This is a genomic window from Staphylococcus sp. GDY8P85P (assembly GCF_017892405.1).
Classification (GTDB): domain Bacteria; phylum Bacillota; class Bacilli; order Staphylococcales; family Staphylococcaceae; genus Staphylococcus; species Staphylococcus borealis.
In genome coordinates, this window is the sequence record NZ_JAESLA010000022.1 from 29,082 (window position 1) to 48,900 (window position 19,819).

Here is a 19,819-nt window from a genome sequence, read left to right on the forward strand (position 1 = left end):
CGATTAGAAGTGTTATTTTTTCGGTCTAAATTGAATCGTACTTGTCAATTCAAGGGCTAAATCATAGATTAATTTCGCTAAAACTTTCGTATTATGACGCACTAAATAGTCATCTAAAATTTCAACTAAATTCGATGACGTAATGATCTTAATGTTATGATCCGTTATTTTATGTTCATCCATAACAACTGGTTTGGCATTACGCTCTTTATAACGTTTTAAAACATTATCATCGTATTTATCATTACTACAAATGACATAATCGATAAAGTCACTGCCAGCATGATTATGTATCGCTTGAATATGATCCATAACATCGTAATTCGACGTTTCTCCAGGTTGAGTCATAACATTAGATATATATAATTTAGGCGCATTTGAGCGTAAGATAGCGTCCGACATACCTTTAACACATAAGTTCGAAATCACACTAGTATATAACGAACCAGGTCCGAGTACGATTAAATCTGCATCTTCTAGTGCGTCAATCGCTTCTTCCATAGGCTCAACGTTCTCAGGCTCTAAAAAGACACGCTCAATACGTTTGTTTTTCTTTGGTATTTGAGATTCGCCGCGTACAATTTCTCCATCTTCTAACACTGCATTTAACATCACATTCGTGTTAGTAGATGGAATCACTTTGCCTTTAATATTTAATATTTTACTTAATTCTTTTACCGCATGACCAAAGTCATTCTTGATATTGGTTAAAGCTGCTAATAATAAATTGCCAAGTGAATGTCCTTCAATTTGATTCTCTTTAAAACGATATTGAAACAACTCTTCTATGACTGGTTCTGCATCACTTAATGCTGCAATAACATTTCTAATATCGCCTGGTGCCGGTATATCCATTTCACTACGGATTTTACCAGTACTACCACCGTCATCCGCTACAGTAACGATGGCTGTAATATCGATGGGGTACTCTCTTAATCCCCTTGCTAATACTGATAGACCTGTTCCACCGCCTATAAGTACAATCTTTAATTGTTTCATTTTTTCACGCCACTTTCGATATGTGCATCTCTATGATGAACATAAACATTATAATCAAATATGTCTGTTAATTCTTCACTAATACGTTTAGCTAACGCAACAGATCGGTGTTGACCTCCTGTACAACCTATTGCAATCACTAATTGAGATTTACCCTCTTTTTTGTAACCTGGTATCATAAATTTCAATAAATCCATTAATTTTTCGAAAAATATTTCAGTTTCTTTCCATTTCATAACATAATGATAAACGGGTTCGTCTTCTCCCGTCATCGGTCTTAAGTCTTCAACATAATAAGGATTTGGAAGGAAACGAACATCGAACACTAAATCTGCATCTTTTTGTATGCCATGTTTAAATCCGAAACTTGAAACATTAATACTAAATGATTTAAAATTGTCATCTTGGAATTTTTCTTTAACCTTTGTTTTAAGCTCTTTCGTCTTCAATTGTGTTGTATCTACGATGTAATTAGCAATTGAGCGAATATTACTAAGCAATTGCTTTTCTTCTAAAATTGAATCTATTAATGACATTTGACCATTTTCATTCAAAGGATGTGCACGTCTAGATTCTTTGTATCTCGAGATTAACTTTTCCGTTTCCGCTTCTAAAAACATGACATCTACAATAACATCATTTCTACTTTTAATTGCATCAATTTCTTCCACTAACGACTTGAATAATTCTTTCCCTCTTAAATCAATCGCGATTGCTACTTTTTGCAAAGAAGGATTTCCTTGTTCCATTAGTTCAACAAATTTGGGAAGTAATATCGGAGGTAAGTTATCAACACAGAAGTAACCAATATCTTCTAAACATTGGATAACTACGGATTTACCAGCACCTGATAGACCTGTTACTACTAATAGTTCACTTTTACTCATTTCATTTTCATTATGGTTCGTCATTTTGACACCGCCTAGTTCATCTTTTTAACGTCAATATACGTTCACAACTATAGTTAATTTACCTTCATAATATCATATGACCGACTTATCGTAACGATTAATGCGATATAAGTAGTTAGTAGTTTGCGCACCCATTAAAAAAGGCTAGAACCCATGTTTATATCACAATCAAATGTGATGACATGTTCTAGCCTTGCTTAATTATGCTTCTTCTTTATCTTTTAATTCTTCAATGTAATCAATAGCGCTCTGAGCTGCTATACTACCATCACCAGTTGCTGTTACAATTTGTCGTAAGCCTTTATCTCTTACATCTCCAGCAGCAAAAATACCTGGTACTGTAGTACTCATATTGTCTTCCGTTACAATATAGCCCATGTCGTTTGTAATTCCTAAATTAACAAATGGTGCTGTTAATGGTTTCATACCAATATAAATGAATACACCATCTGCATCTAACGTTTGTTCTGAGGCATCTTTAGTTGAAACAAGTGTTACAGAGCCTACTTTACCATCTTTTTCGTTAATAGATTTTAATGTGTGGCTCCAGATAAAATCAATTTTGTCGTTTTTGAATGCACGATCTTGTAAGATTTTCTGCGCTCTTAATTCATCTCTTCTGTGTACAATGGTAACTTTATCCGCGAATTTAGTAAGGAATGCTCCTTCTTCAACTGCAGAGTCACCGCCACCTATTACAAATAAGTTTTTATTTTTAAAGAAGGCGCCATCACACACTGCACAATAACTTACACCGCGTCCACCTAGTTCTTGTTCTCCAGGGACACCAATTTTTTTATATTCGGCACCTGTTGAAATAATCACAGCGCGTGCTGTTATTTCTTTATTACCTAGGTTAATTACTTTATAGTCACCTTTATCTTCAATAGATTTAATATCTCCATATTGATATTCGGCACCAAATTTTTTAGCGTGTTCAAACATTTTGGTAGATAAATCCGGACCTGTAATCATTTCAAATCCTGGGAAGTTCTCTACTTCTTCTGTGTTAGCCATTTGGCCACCAGGCATGCCTCGTTCAATCATTACTGTGCTTAAATTTGCACGTGATGCATAAACTGCTGCAGTCATACCAGCAGGTCCTGCGCCGATAATTGCAACATCATAATTTACTTCTGTCATTTCTATGCCTCCTACGTTTTTAATATCATGCGCATTATATATTATTATTTGAAATCTTTAAATTTATATGCTCAATAATTGATTAATCGCACTATCTAACTTGTAACGTGATACATTAAACAATGTCATGATTTTCTTTTTAGTTACATGACTATGATAATAACGATGATATAAATATGCATGTGCAGCTACATATCTATCAACTTCGCTTAAATCAACTTCATTCGCGATTAAACCTTCGCCTTTATCAATCCAACTTATAAATAATTCCGTATCCTTGTGTATTTCATTCATTTCATACAAACGTACTAAACCTTTATGAATGAAATCTAATTTGTTTAAATGTAAACCCTGAACTAAATACGTAAGGTAAAGTTTCTCATAATCATTCATTTTTTCTAAAATAGACCAAATCTCTTGTGTCATTAATATTTCTTTACCATTTAATTGATTTAATAAAAAGACACCATAAAGTCTATAATGACTATCATCATCTAATAACAATGGTAGTATCTTTTGATCAAAAGCTTGTTTACTCTCTTCTAGTACCCAAGGTGCATAACCAACATCTACTTTAGATATTTGAAGTAATTTATCCCAAAAGAATTGACTCTGTTCTTTATTTCCAAGGTAATAATAATTAAAACTCAATGCGTTAAACATTTGAATTGAAGCGAATTTCCCCTTTTTATATAGAGGTAATAATATTTGTTGAGACGCTTCATATTGTTTTAAATAACTTAGTACGATACCTAATTTAAAACTTTCATCATCGTTCATAGGCATAACTTTACTTAATATTTTAAGATATTTATGATATTTGTCTTTTTCATTGGTATTGTAAAGTAGCAATGTATAATGACATAACGCGTGTACATCTGAATTATCTTCTGATAGCAATGCTTCAAACATGTCTTTCGCAATATCATATTCGCTTAAATATAAATAGCACATGGCTAGTAAGTTGCGAATCACTCTATGCTCTTGAATAGTATCATCTTGATTCAATATATACGTACGTGCATCTTGCAATCGTCCTTGAGAAAATAAATATTGGAATAATAGTTGTGTAGCAAAAAGCTGTGCTTCGAGTTGAATTTTTTCTTCACTCATATATGACACTTCGAAGGTCTTTTCTAATTCTTCTCTGAAATCTTTATCATCTGTTAAAATCACATAATTAATACCAAACAAGAAGGCCTTGTTTGGCTCATTAAGGTCGATGTTTAATTGACTAAGCTCATAATAGCTATCTGCTACATTTTGCCCTTCAATAATACTGTCATAAAACAAATGCTCTGCTCGTCTACCTAAATGAAGTTTATTTAAGCAATGGGCATAATTTAACTTTATATCAAAATCTTGTGGTGACAAATCAAGCACTTTTTTATAGTATTCTGCTGCTTTATTAAAATCTTGTGTTTTATATTTTTGATCCGCCATTTTACGATAAAATGGTTCATCAAATTTCATTGAAATAATTTTATCATTGTTTTGCGCCATTCTTTGTCACCTCTCTTTATTTATAATGAATGTGCATAGGATTGCCATATGCAACGGCATCGTCTGGTATATCTTTCGACACAACTGTGCCGGCTTTCACAACCACATGATGACCGATATTTACACCTGGTAATATTGTCGAATTCGCGCCAATTAAAGTTTGATCACCTATTCTAACTGGACCATAGCGATATTCATCTACTAATACCTCATGCGTTAATATTGTAGTATTATAACCAATTACTGTATTATTGCCAATGGTTATAAGTTGGGGGTAAAACAAGTCTGGCATGACCTTATACGCTATAGCTGTATGTTGGCCAATTGACATGTTCAATAAATGGATGTATAGCCATCTTTTCCAACTTAAATTTGGTATAAAGCGACAAATTTCAATAATCATAGTATTCCTAAAAACTCTCGGGAAACGTACAAAACGATAAATTCGCCATAATGGATTAATCTTATGATGCCCCTCTTTCGTTAATCGTCTCATTATTTTACTTTACCCTTAGGACTAGGCCATGATAATGGGCCTGCCTCTTTATATAATGGTGGTTGATGTTTAATACGACGATAAATCATTAGCGCTAAACCAATCACAATCAAAATGACTGAAACAAGTTGGGCTACTCTAATGTTACTTGTTAACATCAAACTATCAGTTCTTAGACCCTCTACGAAGAAACGTCCAATGGAATACCAAATTAAATATAATGTGAATGTTTCACCCACACGTAAATGCTTTCTAATTGTAATTAAGATGATAAAGCCTAATACATCCCATATTGATTCGTATAAAAATGTGGGATGGTAGTACACGCCTTCTATATACATATTACGGATAATGAACTCTGGAATATGTAAGTTTTCAAGAAATGTTCTTTGAACTGGGCCGCCATGAGCTTCATGATTCATAAAGTTTCCCCAACGCCCAATTCCTTGAGCTAATATAATACTTGGTGCTACAATGTCACCTATTTGGAACGGATTAAGATTTTTTACTTTGCATACAATTATACCGGTAATAAATCCGCCTAGAAGACCACCATGTATTGCTATACCACCATGCCATATCATTGGAATTTCAATAGGGTTTTGCATGTAATATGGCCATTGAAAAATCACAAAATAAATTCGAGCAGTGATGAATCCAAAAATGGCACTATAAAAGATGACATCAACAAGCGTATCTTTATGTAGCCCAACATATTTCAAACTTTCTTGAGCTATAAAATATCCAATGAGAATACCTACAGCAATAATGATACCGTACCATTTTATTGAGAGTGGTCCTAAATTAAATGCAGTAGGGTCAATATAATTCAAATTTAAAAGCATGCTCTAGCTCTCCTTGCTTTGATGACCTTTTTTTAGGATTTCTTCATTTAATCGTTGGTTAAACTCTTCTGCAGTATTAATGCCCATTATATTCAGGCGATAGTTCATTGCTGCAACTTCTATAATAACTGCCACGTTTCGTCCTGGACGTACAGGAATCGTTTTTTTAGTGATTTCTGTATCAAGAATTTGTAATGTTTCTTCATTTAATCCAACTCGGTCATACAATTTATCTTTATCCCAATTTTCAAGGTTGATGTTCAAACGAATTTGTTTCTGTGTAAGGATAGAGCCTGCACCAAACAATGTCATAACATTGATGATACCAAGGCCTCTAATTTCGAGTAAGTGTTCAATCAATTTGGGTGGTGTGCCTATTAATTCATCTTTTGTTATTTCACGAATTTCGACATTATCGTCTGCTACAAGTCGGTGTCCTCGTTTCACTAATTCAAGTGCAGTCTCACTTTTACCTATACCAGAATCTCCAGTGATTAATACACCAACACCGTAAACATCGACCAATACACCATGTAATGATGTCGTCTTAGCTAATTCGTGTTCTAAGAACGTTGTTAATCGACTCATCAAACTTGTCGTTGCATCTTTGGATACAATCAGTGGTGTATCCATTTCTTGAGCTGCTTCTATCAACTCTTGTGGCGGTTCTAATCCTCTAGTCACTATGATTGCAGGTGTTTCGGGACGACATAATTTTCTCATTCGTCCGTGACGTTCCTCATCAGGTAATAAATTGTAAAATGATAATTCCGTTGTTCCTAATAGTTGGATACGATCTGCAGCATAATGTGAAAAATAGCCAGCCATTTCTAAACCCGGTCTTGATATATCTGTATTTTTAATCGGTTTATGTAATCCTTTTTCACCTGTAAATAATTCTAATTTAAGTAATTTGACTAATTTCTCTGTCGTTAACATGAGTTCACCTCAAAATTTTCACTTGAATTCATTCATCTATTATCATATCAAAAATTAAGAGAAGATTAATATAAAAAAGAAGAATTCCTAATATATTTGTTTCGTTCACATTTTACAACACACTCAAATGAAAAGGGAGTGGGAGAGAATTCTTAATAAATTCGTTATCCCACCCCCGCAAGGGTGACTAGAACTGAGAAAAGCTTGAATTAAGCGTCTTCTCAGTTCAGTCAGCTACTGCGAATTTGCAAAATAGCTTCATTATATTATTTTTGTTCCGGACTCTATATGAGTCTCGAGTGTCAGGAAAACTTAATTTGTAAGTTTTATGATTTAATGTCCCGTTCCAAGCCTACTTAGCTTGTAGATTTTGTAGTTAAAATTTAATAACTAGACCACCTTGTGCATTATTAATCATTCTTCGTCTTTATAGTTTCCTGACGCTAGGTTTAGTTATTCAACTTTATCGCGTTCGAGTACTGTTTTTAAATATTTACCTGTGTATGACGATGGTACATTAGCGATGTATTCAGGCGTACCTGTGGCAACAAGTGTACCCCCACCATCGCCACCTTCAGGTCCTAAATCGATAATGTGATCTGCTGTTTTGATGACATCTAAATTATGTTCAATGATGACAACTGTATCACCATTTTCAACTAGTCGATTCAATACTTTTAGCAATCGGCTAATATCATCAACGTGTAGACCCGTCGTCGGCTCATCTAGAATGTAGATAGAACGTCCAGTTGAACGTTTGTGCAATTCTGATGCTAATTTAACACGTTGTGCTTCCCCACCTGATAAAGTTGTAGCTTGTTGGCCGAGCGTGATATAACCTAAGCCAACGTCCACAAGTGTTTGTAATTTACGGTGTATTTTTGGGATATTTTCAAAGAAATATGCAGCTTCTTCCACCGTCATTTCAAGTACTTCGGCAATATTTTTACCTTTATACGTTACTTCTAATGTTTCACGGTTGTACCGTTTACCATCGCACACTTCACAAGGGACATACACATCAGGTAAAAAGTGCATCTCAATTTTGATAATACCATCGCCTTTACAAGCTTCACAACGTCCACCTTTAACATTAAAACTGAAGCGTCCTTTTTGATAACCACGAATTTTAGCTTCGTTAGTTTGAGCGAATACATCGCGAATATCATCAAATACGCCAGTATAAGTAGCTGGGTTAGAACGTGGTGTTCTACCAATTGGTGATTGGTCAATATCTATAATTTTATCTAACTGGTCAATGCCTTCAATACTATCATATGCACCTGGTTTAACTTTAGATTTATTTATTTTTTGAGCTAAAGATTTATATAATACTTCGTTAACTAATGAACTTTTGCCGGAACCTGATACACCAGTCACAACGGTCATTACAGATAACGGAATATCAACGTCCACACCTTTTAAATTGTTACTTCTTGCACCTTTAATACTGATTTTGCGATCTGTCACTTCTCGACGATGTTCAGGGACATCAATACGTTTCTTACCGCTTAAATATTGACCTGTTAAAGATTTTTTGTCTTTCATCACTTTGCTTGGTGTACCACTAGAAACAATTTCTCCACCGTGATTCCCCGCACCAGGACCGACATCTACAAGGTAGTCAGCAGCACGCATCGTGTCATCATCGTGTTCAACAACTATAAGTGTGTTACCTAAATCACGCATTTCTTTCAGTGTACTTATTAATCGGTCATTATCACGTTGATGTAGACCAATAGATGGCTCATCAAGCACATATAGCACACCTGTTAAGCGTGAACCTATTTGTGTAGCTAATCGAATTCGTTGTGCTTCACCACCAGAAAGTGTACCTGATGCACGATTAAGTGTTAAATACTCTAATCCAACATTATTTAAAAATGATAATCTTGAAATAATTTCTTTTAATATTTGATTTGCAATTGCACTATCTTGTTCGGATAGTTCAATATTTTCGTAGTAATTTAATGCATTTTTAATAGAATATTCCACTACTTCACCAATGTTATATCCACCAACGTAAACAGATAGTGCTTCTTTGCTTAGGCGTTTACCATGACATGTTTCACAAGGCAATTCTGTCATATATTTACTCATCATTTCACGTGTATATTCTGATGGTGATTCATGATAGCGACGGTCAATGTTGGCAACAACACCTTCGAACTTCATTCTTCGATGACGTGTACCTCCATTTCGACTGTGGAAAGAAAAATCAATTTCTTTATCTCCTGAACCATGCATTAATATATTTTTCTGTCTGTCAGTTAATTTTTTATAAGGTTTATCCATATTTATTTTATAAACGTCGCATACGCGTTTTAATAATGTTGGATAAAAATCAGAACTTGTTGGTTCCCAAGGTTCAATAGCACCTTCATTCAAAGTTTTGTTGGGGTCTGGTACCACTAAATCAAGATCGACAGTAAGTTTTTGGCCTAGACCGTCACAAGTTGGACATGCCCCAAACGGACTATTAAAACTAAACATTCTAGGTTCTAATTCACCGATAGAGAATCCGCAAATTGGACAAGCGTGATTTTCAGAGAATTTAAGATCTTCGCCATCGATCACATCGACAGTAATATTACCTTCCGCTAATTCTAAACCTGTTTCTATTGAATCTGCTAAACGTGTTTCAATGCCTGATTTTACGACTAATCTATCTACAACTACCTCGATAGTATGATTTTTATTTTTATCTAATTCTGGCACTTCATTAACATCAACAATTTCGCCATCGACTCTCAGACGGACATAGCCCTTTTTACCAATATCTGAGATAAGTTTCTCATGGCTACCCTTTCTATGAGATACAATGGGTGCTAAAATTTGAATTTTAGTACGTTCCTCAAGCTCAAGTATACGGTCAACCATTTGTTGAACGGTTTGCGATTCAATTTCAATATTATGATTTGGACAATATGGCTTGCCTATTCGTGCGTAAAGTAGACGTATATAATCATAAATTTCAGTTACAGTCGCTACAGTAGAGCGAGGGTTTTTACTTGTCGTTTTTTGATCAATTGAAATTGCTGGAGACAATCCTTCGATTGTATCCACATCTGGTTTATCCATTTGACCCAAAAATTGGCGCGCATATGCACTTAATGATTCGACGTATCGTCTTTGACCTTCAGCATAAATCGTGTCAAAGGCTAAAGATGATTTACCTGATCCTGATAATCCTGTCATAACAATAAGTTTATTTTTAGGAAGTTCTATATCTACATCTTTTAAATTATGTGCGCGTGCGCCTTTTACTACAATACTTGGTCCCTTCATTTAACTGTCACCCTTCTGCTTTTAATTCAAATAACATATCTCTTAATTCCGTTGCTCTTTCGAAGTCTAAATCTTTAGCTGCTTTTTTCATTTCTTTTTCTATATTCTCAATCGTTTTTTGTCTTTCTTTTTTAGTCATTTTCTTAGGTAGTTCAGTTTGTTGTTTGTCATTTGTTTCATCATTATCTACGGTAGCACTAATAACATCATGAATCTTCTTGTTAATTGTTTTTGGCGTGATACCATATTTTTCATTATGTGCCATTTGTATATCACGACGTCTTTGTGTTTCATCAAGTGCATATTGCATTGAGTCGGTGATTTTATCAGCATACATGATAACTTCACCTTTCTCATTACGCGCCGCACGACCAATGGTTTGAATTAATGAACGGTTTGAACGTAGGAAACCTTCTTTATCCGCATCTAAAATGACTACTAATGAAACTTCAGGTATATCGATACCTTCCCTTAGTAAGTTGATCCCTACAACAACATCATATGTTCCCATTCTTAAGTCACGAATGATTTCAATACGCTCTAACGTTTTAATTTCTGAGTGCAGGTAATTCACTTTAATTCCCGCTTCTTTCATATAAGTGGTTAAGTCCTCACTCATTTTTTTAGTTAATGTAGTGACTAGGACACGTTCGTCCCTATCAATGCGTTCTTGAATTTCACTAAGTAAATCATCAATTTGATTTTTAGTTGGTCTCACATCAATCTTAGGATCTAACAGACCCGTTGGACGGATAATCTGTTCAACCATCTCATCAGTATGTTCAATTTCATATGGCCCTGGTGTCGCTGAGACATATACTAATTGATTTGTTTTTTGTTCAAATTCTTCAAATTTTAATGGTCGGTTATCCATCGCACTTGGCAAACGGAAACCATGATCAACGAGCACTTGTTTACGTGCACGGTCGCCATTGAACATGCCTCTAATTTGAGGTAATGTCACGTGAGACTCGTCTATCATGACTAACCAATCATCACCAAAGTAATCTAGCAATGTATAAGGCGTTGAACCTAAAGGTCTTAATGTTAGGTGAACAGAATAATTCTCTATACCCGAACAGAAGCCCATTTCTCTCATCATTTCTAAATCATAATTTGTGCGTTGCTCTAAACGTTGTGCTTCTAATAACTTGTTCTCATCTTTTAATTCTTTTAATCGTTCTTCTAATTCTTTCTCGATACGCTCTATTGCGATTTTCATTTTTTCTTCACGTGTTACGAAGTGAGAAGCAGGGAAAATAGCGAAATGTTCACGTTCACGAATCACTTCCCCTGTTAAATAATTGACTTCTCGAATGCGATCAATCTCATCGCCAAAGAATTCAACGCGAATACACATCTCTTCGCGTGAAGCTGGGAAAATTTCGACAACATCACCGCGTACTCTAAATGTACCACGTTGGAAATCAATATCATTTCTAGAATATTGTACATCTACAAGTTTACGAAGAAGTTCACTTCGGTCCATCTCCATACCAACTCGAACACTTACTACTAAATCTTTATATTCTTCTGGGTTACCTAAACCATAAATACAACTTACACTGGCAATGATAATGACATCATCACGTTCAAATAATGCACTCGTTGCAGAATGTCGTAGTTGGTCAATTTCATCATTAATTGAGGCATCTTTCTCTATAAATGTATCGGTTGAAGGTACATAAGCTTCTGGTTGATAATAATCATAATAACTAACAAAATACTCCACCCTATTCTCCGGGAAGAACTCTTTAAACTCACTATAAAGTTGTCCTGCTAGCGTTTTATTATGTGCAATGATGAGCGTTGGTTTACCCACTTCTTTAATTACATTACTCATCGTGAATGTTTTACCTGTACCAGTCGCACCTAACAGCGTTTGATGACGCTTACCTTCTTTAACACCTTCCACTATTTTCTCGATTGCTTGTGGCTGGTCCCCTTGCGGATCAAACTCAGAATTCAATTTAAACGGGTAATGTTCCACCATTTTGACAAGCGCCTCCTTGAATTAAACATTCATTTCTATTACTTTTTTAAAGGTTTTATTTACTTATATTTATGTACTAAACCGAAGTTTTGATCTTTATAAATTGCATAGTACATTACAATCATAATGTAATGAGATTAACAGTGACACGCACACGTCGTACTTATAGATTGATATACTTATTAATTACCTATTATTGAAATAATATGCTCACTTAAGGTTATTTTATCAAATATACAAAGAAAAATACAAACGTTTGTTCGCTTACGTTTGTATTTTAAAAAATGTATCGCTATTTTGTATTCCACTCATGTATGTGATTGATTCATATCTCATCTATTGATGCCACGCACTTACATATATTTATTATCTTTACGCTTCAATGTACATATTGTGTATTTACACTATAAATCAACTGACTTTTACATTCAAAAGTTCTGTTTCATAATGTTTATTCTTGATGCTTATGAAATTCAAGATTATCTATGATGACATATCCAGCTAATAAAGAAACGACATCGATAAAAATAATCCACTCATTATGAAAGAAACCTTTATAAATAGAAGCTGCTATCAAAATAAGTGTAACAATCACACCAACCCACTTGCTTCGTGTTATGACACTAAACAACACAACAAGTACACATGGAAAAAATGCAGCTAGCGCGTACCAAATCATTCAACTCACCCATTTCTTCGATTTAAAATCGCCATTGTAGTTTCTCGCAATTCTGCACGAGGAATGAAATTCTCTGTCAACATTTCTGGTATTACATTTTCAATAAAGTCTTGAACAGAACTTAAATGATCAAATTGCATAATTGTTTCTAAACTATTTTCATAAATTTCAAAGAATAAGTCTTCAGGATTACGTTTTTGAATTTCGCCGAACGTTTCATATAGTAAATCAATCTTGTCGGCCACAGATAAAATTTGACCTTCTAGTGAATCATCTTTACCCTCTTGAAGTCGTTTTCGATAAATATCTTTGTAAGGTTCAGGTATTTCTTCATTAATAAACGTGTCCACCATATCTTGTTCAACTTGTGAAAATAACATCTTCAATTCTGTTTTAGCATACTTAACTGGTGTTTTGATATCTCCAGTAAACACTTCCGCAAAATCATGATTCAATGCTTTTTCATATAAACTTTTCCAATCAATGGTATTCCCATGATATTCTTCTACAGTTGCTAAGTATTGGGCAATCTTAGTGACTTTGAAAGAATGCGCAGCAACGTTATGTTCAAAGTATTTAAATTTACCTGGTAAACGAATTAATTTTTCTAAATCTGAAAGTCTTTTAAAGTATTGATGAACACCCATATTACCTTACCTCCATGTTTTATTAAATAAAGATTATACTTACATTTATTATATCAATCAACATTTCTATGAGAAGTGTCAATTCTTTATACATTGTAGAAGGTTAAAATAGTATAAAAAATAAGACGCCTCAGTATTGTTCACGCTTAAATGAACGATCGAGGTGTCTTATGTATACAATTTATCGAATGGTTATATTGTGGTGCTTTAAATTGAATTTGAGGCTTTCATCATTTTATCGAATACTTTGGTTGGCAATATAGCATGTAAAAGCACAAGGGGTTTAGCTGCAAACCCTATTAGATAACGTGGTTTCGGTTTATTACTATCTATGGCTTTTGAAATCGCTTTTGTAACGACCATTGGATTTGAAAGCAAATTAGAATGATATTGCTTCTTCATACTTTCAGCCACTTTCATCGCAGTAGCTTCATAAGCACCGCCTTTTGCAGCATCAGTTAATTTATCAGCGGCGATGATACCCCAATCTGTTTTAATCCCACCTGGTTCAATAATAGATACTTCTATCCCGAATGCTTCTACTTCCATTCGTAAAGCATCACTAAAAGCTTCTAATGCATATTTCGTAGCATGATACCAAGCGCCAAAATATGTTGTAAGTCGTCCACCCATCGATGAAATATTAATGATATGTCCTGACTGTTGTGCTCTCATATGTGGTAAAACAAGCTGTGTAATTCGTGCTAAACCAAATAGATTTACTTCAAATTGCTGTTTCGCTTCTTCAATTGTGACGTCTTCGATTGCTCCATATGAACCATAGCCGGCATTATTTACGAGGACATCAATTCTTCCTTCGTTTGCGATGATTGTATCGATGGCCGTTTTCATCGATGCTTCATTTGTTAAATCTAATTTTAAAGGATGTACTTGTTTTAAATTTTCAAGGCTTTCTATTCTACGACCAGCGCCATAAACGATATTGCCCTGTGCTGCTAAATATTCAGCTGTTTTATAACCAATACCACTCGTTGCTCCTGTAATTAAAATGACTTTTTTCACCATTATTTCCACCTTATTATTTTATTTTCTTTTGTTTTCCAATATATACTAGTTACATAGAAATGTATTGTGATAAGTATTTTAATTAAAGATTAAATTGGTTTCCTATACCTCGTTAATCCATTTAATCGTTCTATTATTTTCTAGGAAATGACATTACTTATAAAATAAAGAGTTCAATGACTATGCTAATTCACATAGCCATTGAACTCTGACGACTTAATATATTAAAAATAGTGTCTAAACATATTTATTAGTGAATAAAGTTATAACTTGAAGTATTGGTAATTGTTCTATTAGTGACATGGTTATAGTGTCCATTCCAGTTCATTTCTGAAACATATACCGAACCATCTTGATTCACATGTTCCACAACACCTACATGACCATAATAACCTGCAGTTGTTTGGAAAATTGCACCTACTTCAGGACGATTATCTACTGTTAATCCAGCATTTTTCGCTGAGTATGCCCAGTTATTTGCGTTACCCCAATAACTTCCAATTGCGCGCCCTAATTGTTGGCGACTATCAAATGCATAGTATGTACAATTTCCGTAACTATAACGGTTACCTTGATTGGCAGTTGTAATATGTTGATATGATACTGGTGAATTTACTGATGATTGGTATGTGTCATTCGTTGTAGCCACAGGTGCACTTGTAGGTACAACATTGTAATTAGACACATTTGTTGTGCTAGCACTTACTGATTGAGCTACTACATCCGCTTGATTATAGCCTGTTGTTTCTGTATATGCTTGTGCATAATTAATCTCTTTATTTTCTAATTTTGCTGCACCTTTGTCACTTACCGCTATTAAATCACCTGGATAAATTAATGCCGTTACACCTGGATTAAGGCTATAGAGTTGTTCTAACGATAAATGATGTGATAAAGCAATTTGATATAACGTATCGCCAGCTTTAACTTTAACGATATCTTTATCTGTTAACCCTAAGTTTGTTTCTTGTGCCACTTGGCCATCATAAGCATTTGCTTGGTGTGATGTTGTATGTGTTGAAGTTGTATGTGTCGTTTCTTGCGCATTAGCTAAACCACTTAAGCCTGCTAAAGCCGCAATTGAAGTAAATGTTACTGTAAGCGTCTTATTTATCATGCTGTCATTCCTTTGTCGTTTTATATTATTCTTAATTTATACTCTAGCACACCGCATTTCATGTGTGTTCAATGTTATCGGCTTGTAATATAAAGGTTAAAAAGGACTTCAAGAACATGTAAAAAGACGTACTCTAGTAATAATTAATATTACATTTTACATTTATTTAGCGACTATTTATGTTTTATAAATAATTAGAGCCTGGAACATAAATAATATGATGATGCTATTTTGCAAATTGGCAATAGCTAACTGATTTGAAAATGCGCTTCAAGCAAGCTTTTTTCAAACCTAGTCATCCTTGACGACAGGCCCCCCAGCACTGAGTATTTCATCAAGAAATTCTACAAGTTAAGCAAGCTAAGAGCGGAACAGCAATATGAATTTTGGAAAAATCTTATTTTTGTCCCGCTCCCTAATCTATCATTCAATTTTATTAATTATCGCTATGATTCATTGCTTGTCTTAAGTATGCTTCAATAAATAGTTGAATTTCTCCATCCATAACAGCATCAACTTTACCAGTTTCTTCATTAGTTCGATGGTCTTTCACCATAGAATACGGATGAAATACATACGAACGAATTTGACTTCCCCATCCAATCTCTTTTTGTTCACCACGTATTTCAGCCATTTCACGTTCTTGTTCTTCCAATTTTAATTGGTATAATTTAGCTTTCAACATTTTCATAGCTGCTTCACGGTTTTTTATTTGTGAACGTTCGTTTTGGTTATTGACTACAATGCCTGTCGGATGATGGGTAATTCGGATGGCAGATTCAGTTTTATTGATATGCTGACCCCCAGCACCAGACGCTCTAAATGTATCTACCGTAATATCATCAGGATTGATTTCAATTTCGATTTCGTCATTATTGAATTCTGGAATGACATCACATGATGCAAAAGATGTATGACGGCGTCCTGATGAATCAAAAGGTGAAATTCTGACTAATCTATGAACACCTTTTTCAGCTTTCAAGTAACCGTATGCATTGTGGCCTTTAATTAATAGCGTTACGCTTTTCACACCAGCTTCATCACCCGGTAAATAATCTACGGTTTCAACTTTGAACCCTTGTTGTTCACCGTAACGCTGATACATACGTAGTAACATACTAGCCCAGTCTTGAGATTCAGTACCCCCAGCACCTGGGTGTAATTCTAAAATAGCATTATTAGCATCATGTGGCCCATCTAATAATAATTGTAGTTCAAATTGATCAACTTTCTCTTTGAAGTCGTGTACATTCTGTTCTAAATCGTCTTTTACATCGTCATCTAACTCTTCTTGCAATAATTCCCAAGTTGCAGTCATATCTTCAACTTCTTCATCTAATTCATGGTAACCATTTACAACTGATTTTAGTGCATTATTTTTATCAATAATGTCTTGTGCTTTATTTTGATCATCCCAAAAATCAGGTTCAGTCATCATTTCTTCATATTCTTGTATATTTGTCTCTTTATTTTCTAAGTCAAAGAGACCCCCTAATTTGCGTTAAGTTCTGACGATATTCATCTATATTTCGCTTAATTTCAGATAATTCCATTTTTATCTCTCCTATTCTTTGTCCTTTGCACTTTTAAATGGATATGTAAAAAGTAGGAGCGTAGATTCAGTTCCACAACTCCCACTTATTATTAAAAATTAAAGCTATTCTTCTTTACCGTGGCAATTTTTATATTTCTTACCACTACCACATGGACATGGGTCGTTACGGCCAACTTTATCACCTTTAACAATTGGCTGTTTCTTAGCTTTTTCTTTGCCATCCTCAGCAGAGACATGTTGTGCTTTTCCAAAGTCAGTTGTTTTTTCTCGTTCTATATCTTCATCAACTTGAATTACTGATTTAAGAATGAATTTAGATGTATCTTCTTCAATATTTTGCATCATCATGTCAAATAGTTCATGACCTTCATTTTGGTAATCACGAAGTGGATTTTGTTGTGCATATGAACGTAAATGGATACCTTGACGTAATTGATCCATTGTATCAATATGATCCGTCCAATGCGTATCTATTGAACGTAATAATATCATACGCTCAAATTCTGCCATCTGACCACCGATTTTTGCTTTTTGACTTTCATAAACATTTTCGATCTTAGCCCAAACCACTTCGAAGATATCTTCAGGATCTTTGCCATTAATTTCTTCTTCTTTAAGATCGCCTTCTTGTAAAAAGACATCATTAACATAGTTAATAAATGGTGCATAGTCCGGATTGTCATCTTCTTCACTAATGTGATAGTTCACACCACGCTGTAATGTTGAACGTAACATAGCATTTACTAATTGTGAGCTATCTTCAGAATCGATAATATTGTTTCTTTCGTTATAAATAATTTCACGTTGTTTACGTAACACTTCATCATATTCAAGTATACGTTTACGTGCGTCAAAGTTATTACCTTCAACACGTTTTTGAGCTGATTCAACAGCACGTGATACCATTTTAGATTCAATAGGTGTTGAGTCATCCATACCTAATCGGTTCATCATTTTTTGAAGTCTTTCAGAACCAAAACGAACCATCAATTCATCTTGAAGTGATAGATAGAAACGACTATCCCCTCTATCACCTTGACGGCCAGAACGACCACGTAATTGGTCATCAATACGTCTAGATTCATGACGTTCAGTACCAATAACAGCTAAACCGCCAATTTCTTCTACACCTTCACCTAATTTAATATCGGTACCACGACCAGCCATGTTTGTCGCTATTGTTACAGCACCTTTTTGTCCTGCATTGGCAACAATTTCAGCTTCACGTTCATGGTTTTTGGCGTTTAATACATCATGTCTAATGCCACGTTTTTTTAATAAATTAGAGATATATTCACTTGTTTCAACTGCAACAGTACCTAAAAGAACGGGTTGACCTTGTTTATGCTTTTCAACAACATCTTCAACAACTGCATCAAATTTACCCTTTTGGCTAATGTAAATTAAATCTGATTTATCGTCACGTTGAACAGGTTTATTCGTAGGGATTTGAGTAACCGTCATATTGTAAATATTACGGAATTCTTCTTCCTCTGTTTTCGCAGTACCAGTCATACCTGCTAACTTATTGTACATACGGAAATAGTTTTGGAAAGTAATGGATGCCATTGTTTTAGATTCATTTTGAATTTTAACGCCTTCTTTGGCCTCAATAGCTTGGTGAAGACCTTCTGAGAATCGACGACCAGGCATCGTACGTCCTGTAAATTGGTCAACAATAAGTACTTCTCCATCGACAACCATGTAATCTACGTCACGTTGTAGTGTTACGTGTGCTTTTAAAGCTGTATTAATGTGACTAATAACTTCCACATTTTGCACGTCATATAAATTTTCTATTTTGAACATGCGCTCTGCTTTGTCTGCACCTTGTTCAGTTAAATGAACTGCTTTTGTTTTTTCATCGTATTTATAATCATCTTCTGCTTTAAGCATTTTAGCGAACACATTAGCTTGCGTGTAAAGTGATGTTGATTTTTCCGCTTCACCAGAAATAATTAAAGGTGTTCTCGCTTCATCGATTAAGATCGAGTCAACCTCATCAATAATCGCAAAATGTAAAGGTCTCATTACGCGCTCTTCAGCATAATTCACCATATTATCTCTTAGATAGTCAAATCCTAGCTCGTTATTCGTACTATACGTAATGTCTTGTGCGTAGGCCTCACGCTTCTCAACCGTTGACTTACTGTTTAAGTTCAATCCAACTGTTAAACCTAAAAATTCATATAGCTCTGCCATTTCCTCACTTTGAACACTAGATAAGTATTCATTAACTGTGATAACGTGTACACCTCGACCTGCAAGTGCGTTTAAATAGGTAGGCATCGTAGCCGTTAATGTTTTACCTTCACCTGTTCTCATTTCGGCAATATCGCCTTTATGAATTGCGATACCACCCATTACTTGTACTTTATACGGCGTCATATTGAAGACACGTTTTGCCCCTTCTCTTACTAAGGCATAGGCTTGTGGTAAAATTTTATCTAAATAGTCATTTTGTTTTTTTACATCTTCAATTTCTTGTAGTTCTTGTTGAAATTGTTTTGTTTTATTTTTAATTTCTTCATCAGTTAAGATAGCCATATCTTCCTCTAGCGAAAGTACTTCATCGGCTATTTTACTTAGACGTTTAGTTTCTTTTTTATTGCCGTCAACAATTTTTGATAAAAATCCCATTACGTCCGCTCCTTTAGCTTAAAAACTGTTTGGCTTAC

15 protein-coding genes are annotated in these 19,819 nt (G+C 34.6%); all 15 read right to left on the reverse strand.

Translation table 11 applies throughout. The features are described 5' to 3' along the window. Positions 1-12: 12 nt before the first annotated feature. Entirely contained in the window at positions 13-999 is a 987-nt protein-coding gene (locus tag KA828_RS05535; protein ID WP_210125675.1) for a gluconeogenesis factor YvcK family protein, read from the reverse strand. After that, entirely contained in the window at positions 996-1,910 is a 915-nt protein-coding gene (gene rapZ, locus KA828_RS05540; protein ID WP_053029913.1) for an RNase adapter RapZ, read from the reverse strand. The genes KA828_RS05535 and rapZ overlap by 4 nt, the downstream gene beginning before the upstream one ends. Positions 1,911-2,111: 201 nt before the next feature. Then, the gene (gene trxB / locus KA828_RS05545; protein WP_210125677.1) at positions 2,112-3,053 is read right to left on the reverse strand and encodes a thioredoxin-disulfide reductase; all 942 of its coding nucleotides are present in this window, start codon (positions 3,051-3,053) and stop codon (positions 2,112-2,114) included. Positions 3,054-3,116: 63 nt separating this feature from the next. Continuing rightward, a complete protein-coding gene (locus tag KA828_RS05550) occupies positions 3,117-4,556 on the reverse strand; it encodes a tetratricopeptide repeat protein (protein WP_210125678.1) in 1,440 nt (479 codons plus the stop codon). A 16-nt stretch (positions 4,557-4,572) separates the two neighbouring features. Then, positions 4,573-5,052, reverse strand: coding sequence for an acyltransferase (locus KA828_RS05555; protein ID WP_210125679.1), 480 nt, complete (start codon positions 5,050-5,052; stop codon positions 4,573-4,575). Beyond that, entirely contained in the window at positions 5,052-5,897 is an 846-nt protein-coding gene (gene lgt / locus KA828_RS05560; protein ID WP_210125680.1) for a prolipoprotein diacylglyceryl transferase, read from the reverse strand. The genes KA828_RS05555 and lgt overlap by 1 nt, the downstream gene beginning before the upstream one ends. Positions 5,898-5,900: 3 nt before the next feature. Continuing rightward, a complete protein-coding gene (hprK, locus tag KA828_RS05565; RefSeq protein ID WP_053029918.1) occupies positions 5,901-6,836 on the reverse strand; it encodes an HPr(Ser) kinase/phosphatase in 936 nt (311 codons plus the stop codon). A gap of 453 nt (positions 6,837-7,289) precedes the next feature. Beyond that, positions 7,290-10,124 (reverse strand): excinuclease ABC subunit UvrA, encoded by a 2,835-nt coding sequence (gene uvrA, locus KA828_RS05570; RefSeq protein WP_075108221.1) that lies wholly within the window; start codon positions 10,122-10,124, stop codon positions 7,290-7,292. Between the two features lie 7 nt (positions 10,125-10,131). Further along, positions 10,132-12,117, reverse strand: a complete 1,986-nt coding sequence (gene uvrB, locus KA828_RS05575; RefSeq protein ID WP_075108222.1) for an excinuclease ABC subunit UvrB — start codon at positions 12,115-12,117, stop codon at positions 10,132-10,134. 451 nt (positions 12,118-12,568) lie between these two features. Continuing rightward, positions 12,569-12,796 (reverse strand): CsbA family protein, encoded by a 228-nt coding sequence (locus KA828_RS05580; RefSeq protein WP_053029921.1) that lies wholly within the window; start codon positions 12,794-12,796, stop codon positions 12,569-12,571. Between the two features lie 5 nt (positions 12,797-12,801). Further along, on the reverse strand, positions 12,802-13,443 hold the full coding sequence (locus KA828_RS05585; protein WP_053029922.1) for a YfbR-like 5'-deoxynucleotidase: 642 nt from the start codon (positions 13,441-13,443) through the stop codon (positions 12,802-12,804). Between the two features lie 207 nt (positions 13,444-13,650). Then, entirely contained in the window at positions 13,651-14,469 is an 819-nt protein-coding gene (locus KA828_RS05590) for an oxidoreductase (protein WP_210125682.1), read from the reverse strand. Positions 14,470-14,719: 250 nt separating this feature from the next. After that, entirely contained in the window at positions 14,720-15,583 is an 864-nt protein-coding gene (locus KA828_RS05595; RefSeq protein WP_210125699.1) for a CHAP domain-containing protein, read from the reverse strand. Between the two features lie 439 nt (positions 15,584-16,022). Continuing rightward, positions 16,023-17,139 (reverse strand): peptide chain release factor 2 gene (prfB, locus tag KA828_RS05600; RefSeq protein WP_245336053.1). Its coding sequence is split into 2 segments (ribosomal slippage): positions 16,023-17,066 and positions 17,068-17,139, totalling 1,116 coding nucleotides; the frame shifts between segments, so codons are not numbered across the junction. Between the two features lie 104 nt (positions 17,140-17,243). Continuing rightward, positions 17,244-19,781: a preprotein translocase subunit SecA gene (gene secA, locus KA828_RS05605; protein WP_053029924.1), complete on the reverse strand. Its 2,538-nt coding sequence runs from the start codon at positions 19,779-19,781 to the stop codon at positions 17,244-17,246. Between the last annotated feature and the right edge of the window lie 38 nt (positions 19,782-19,819).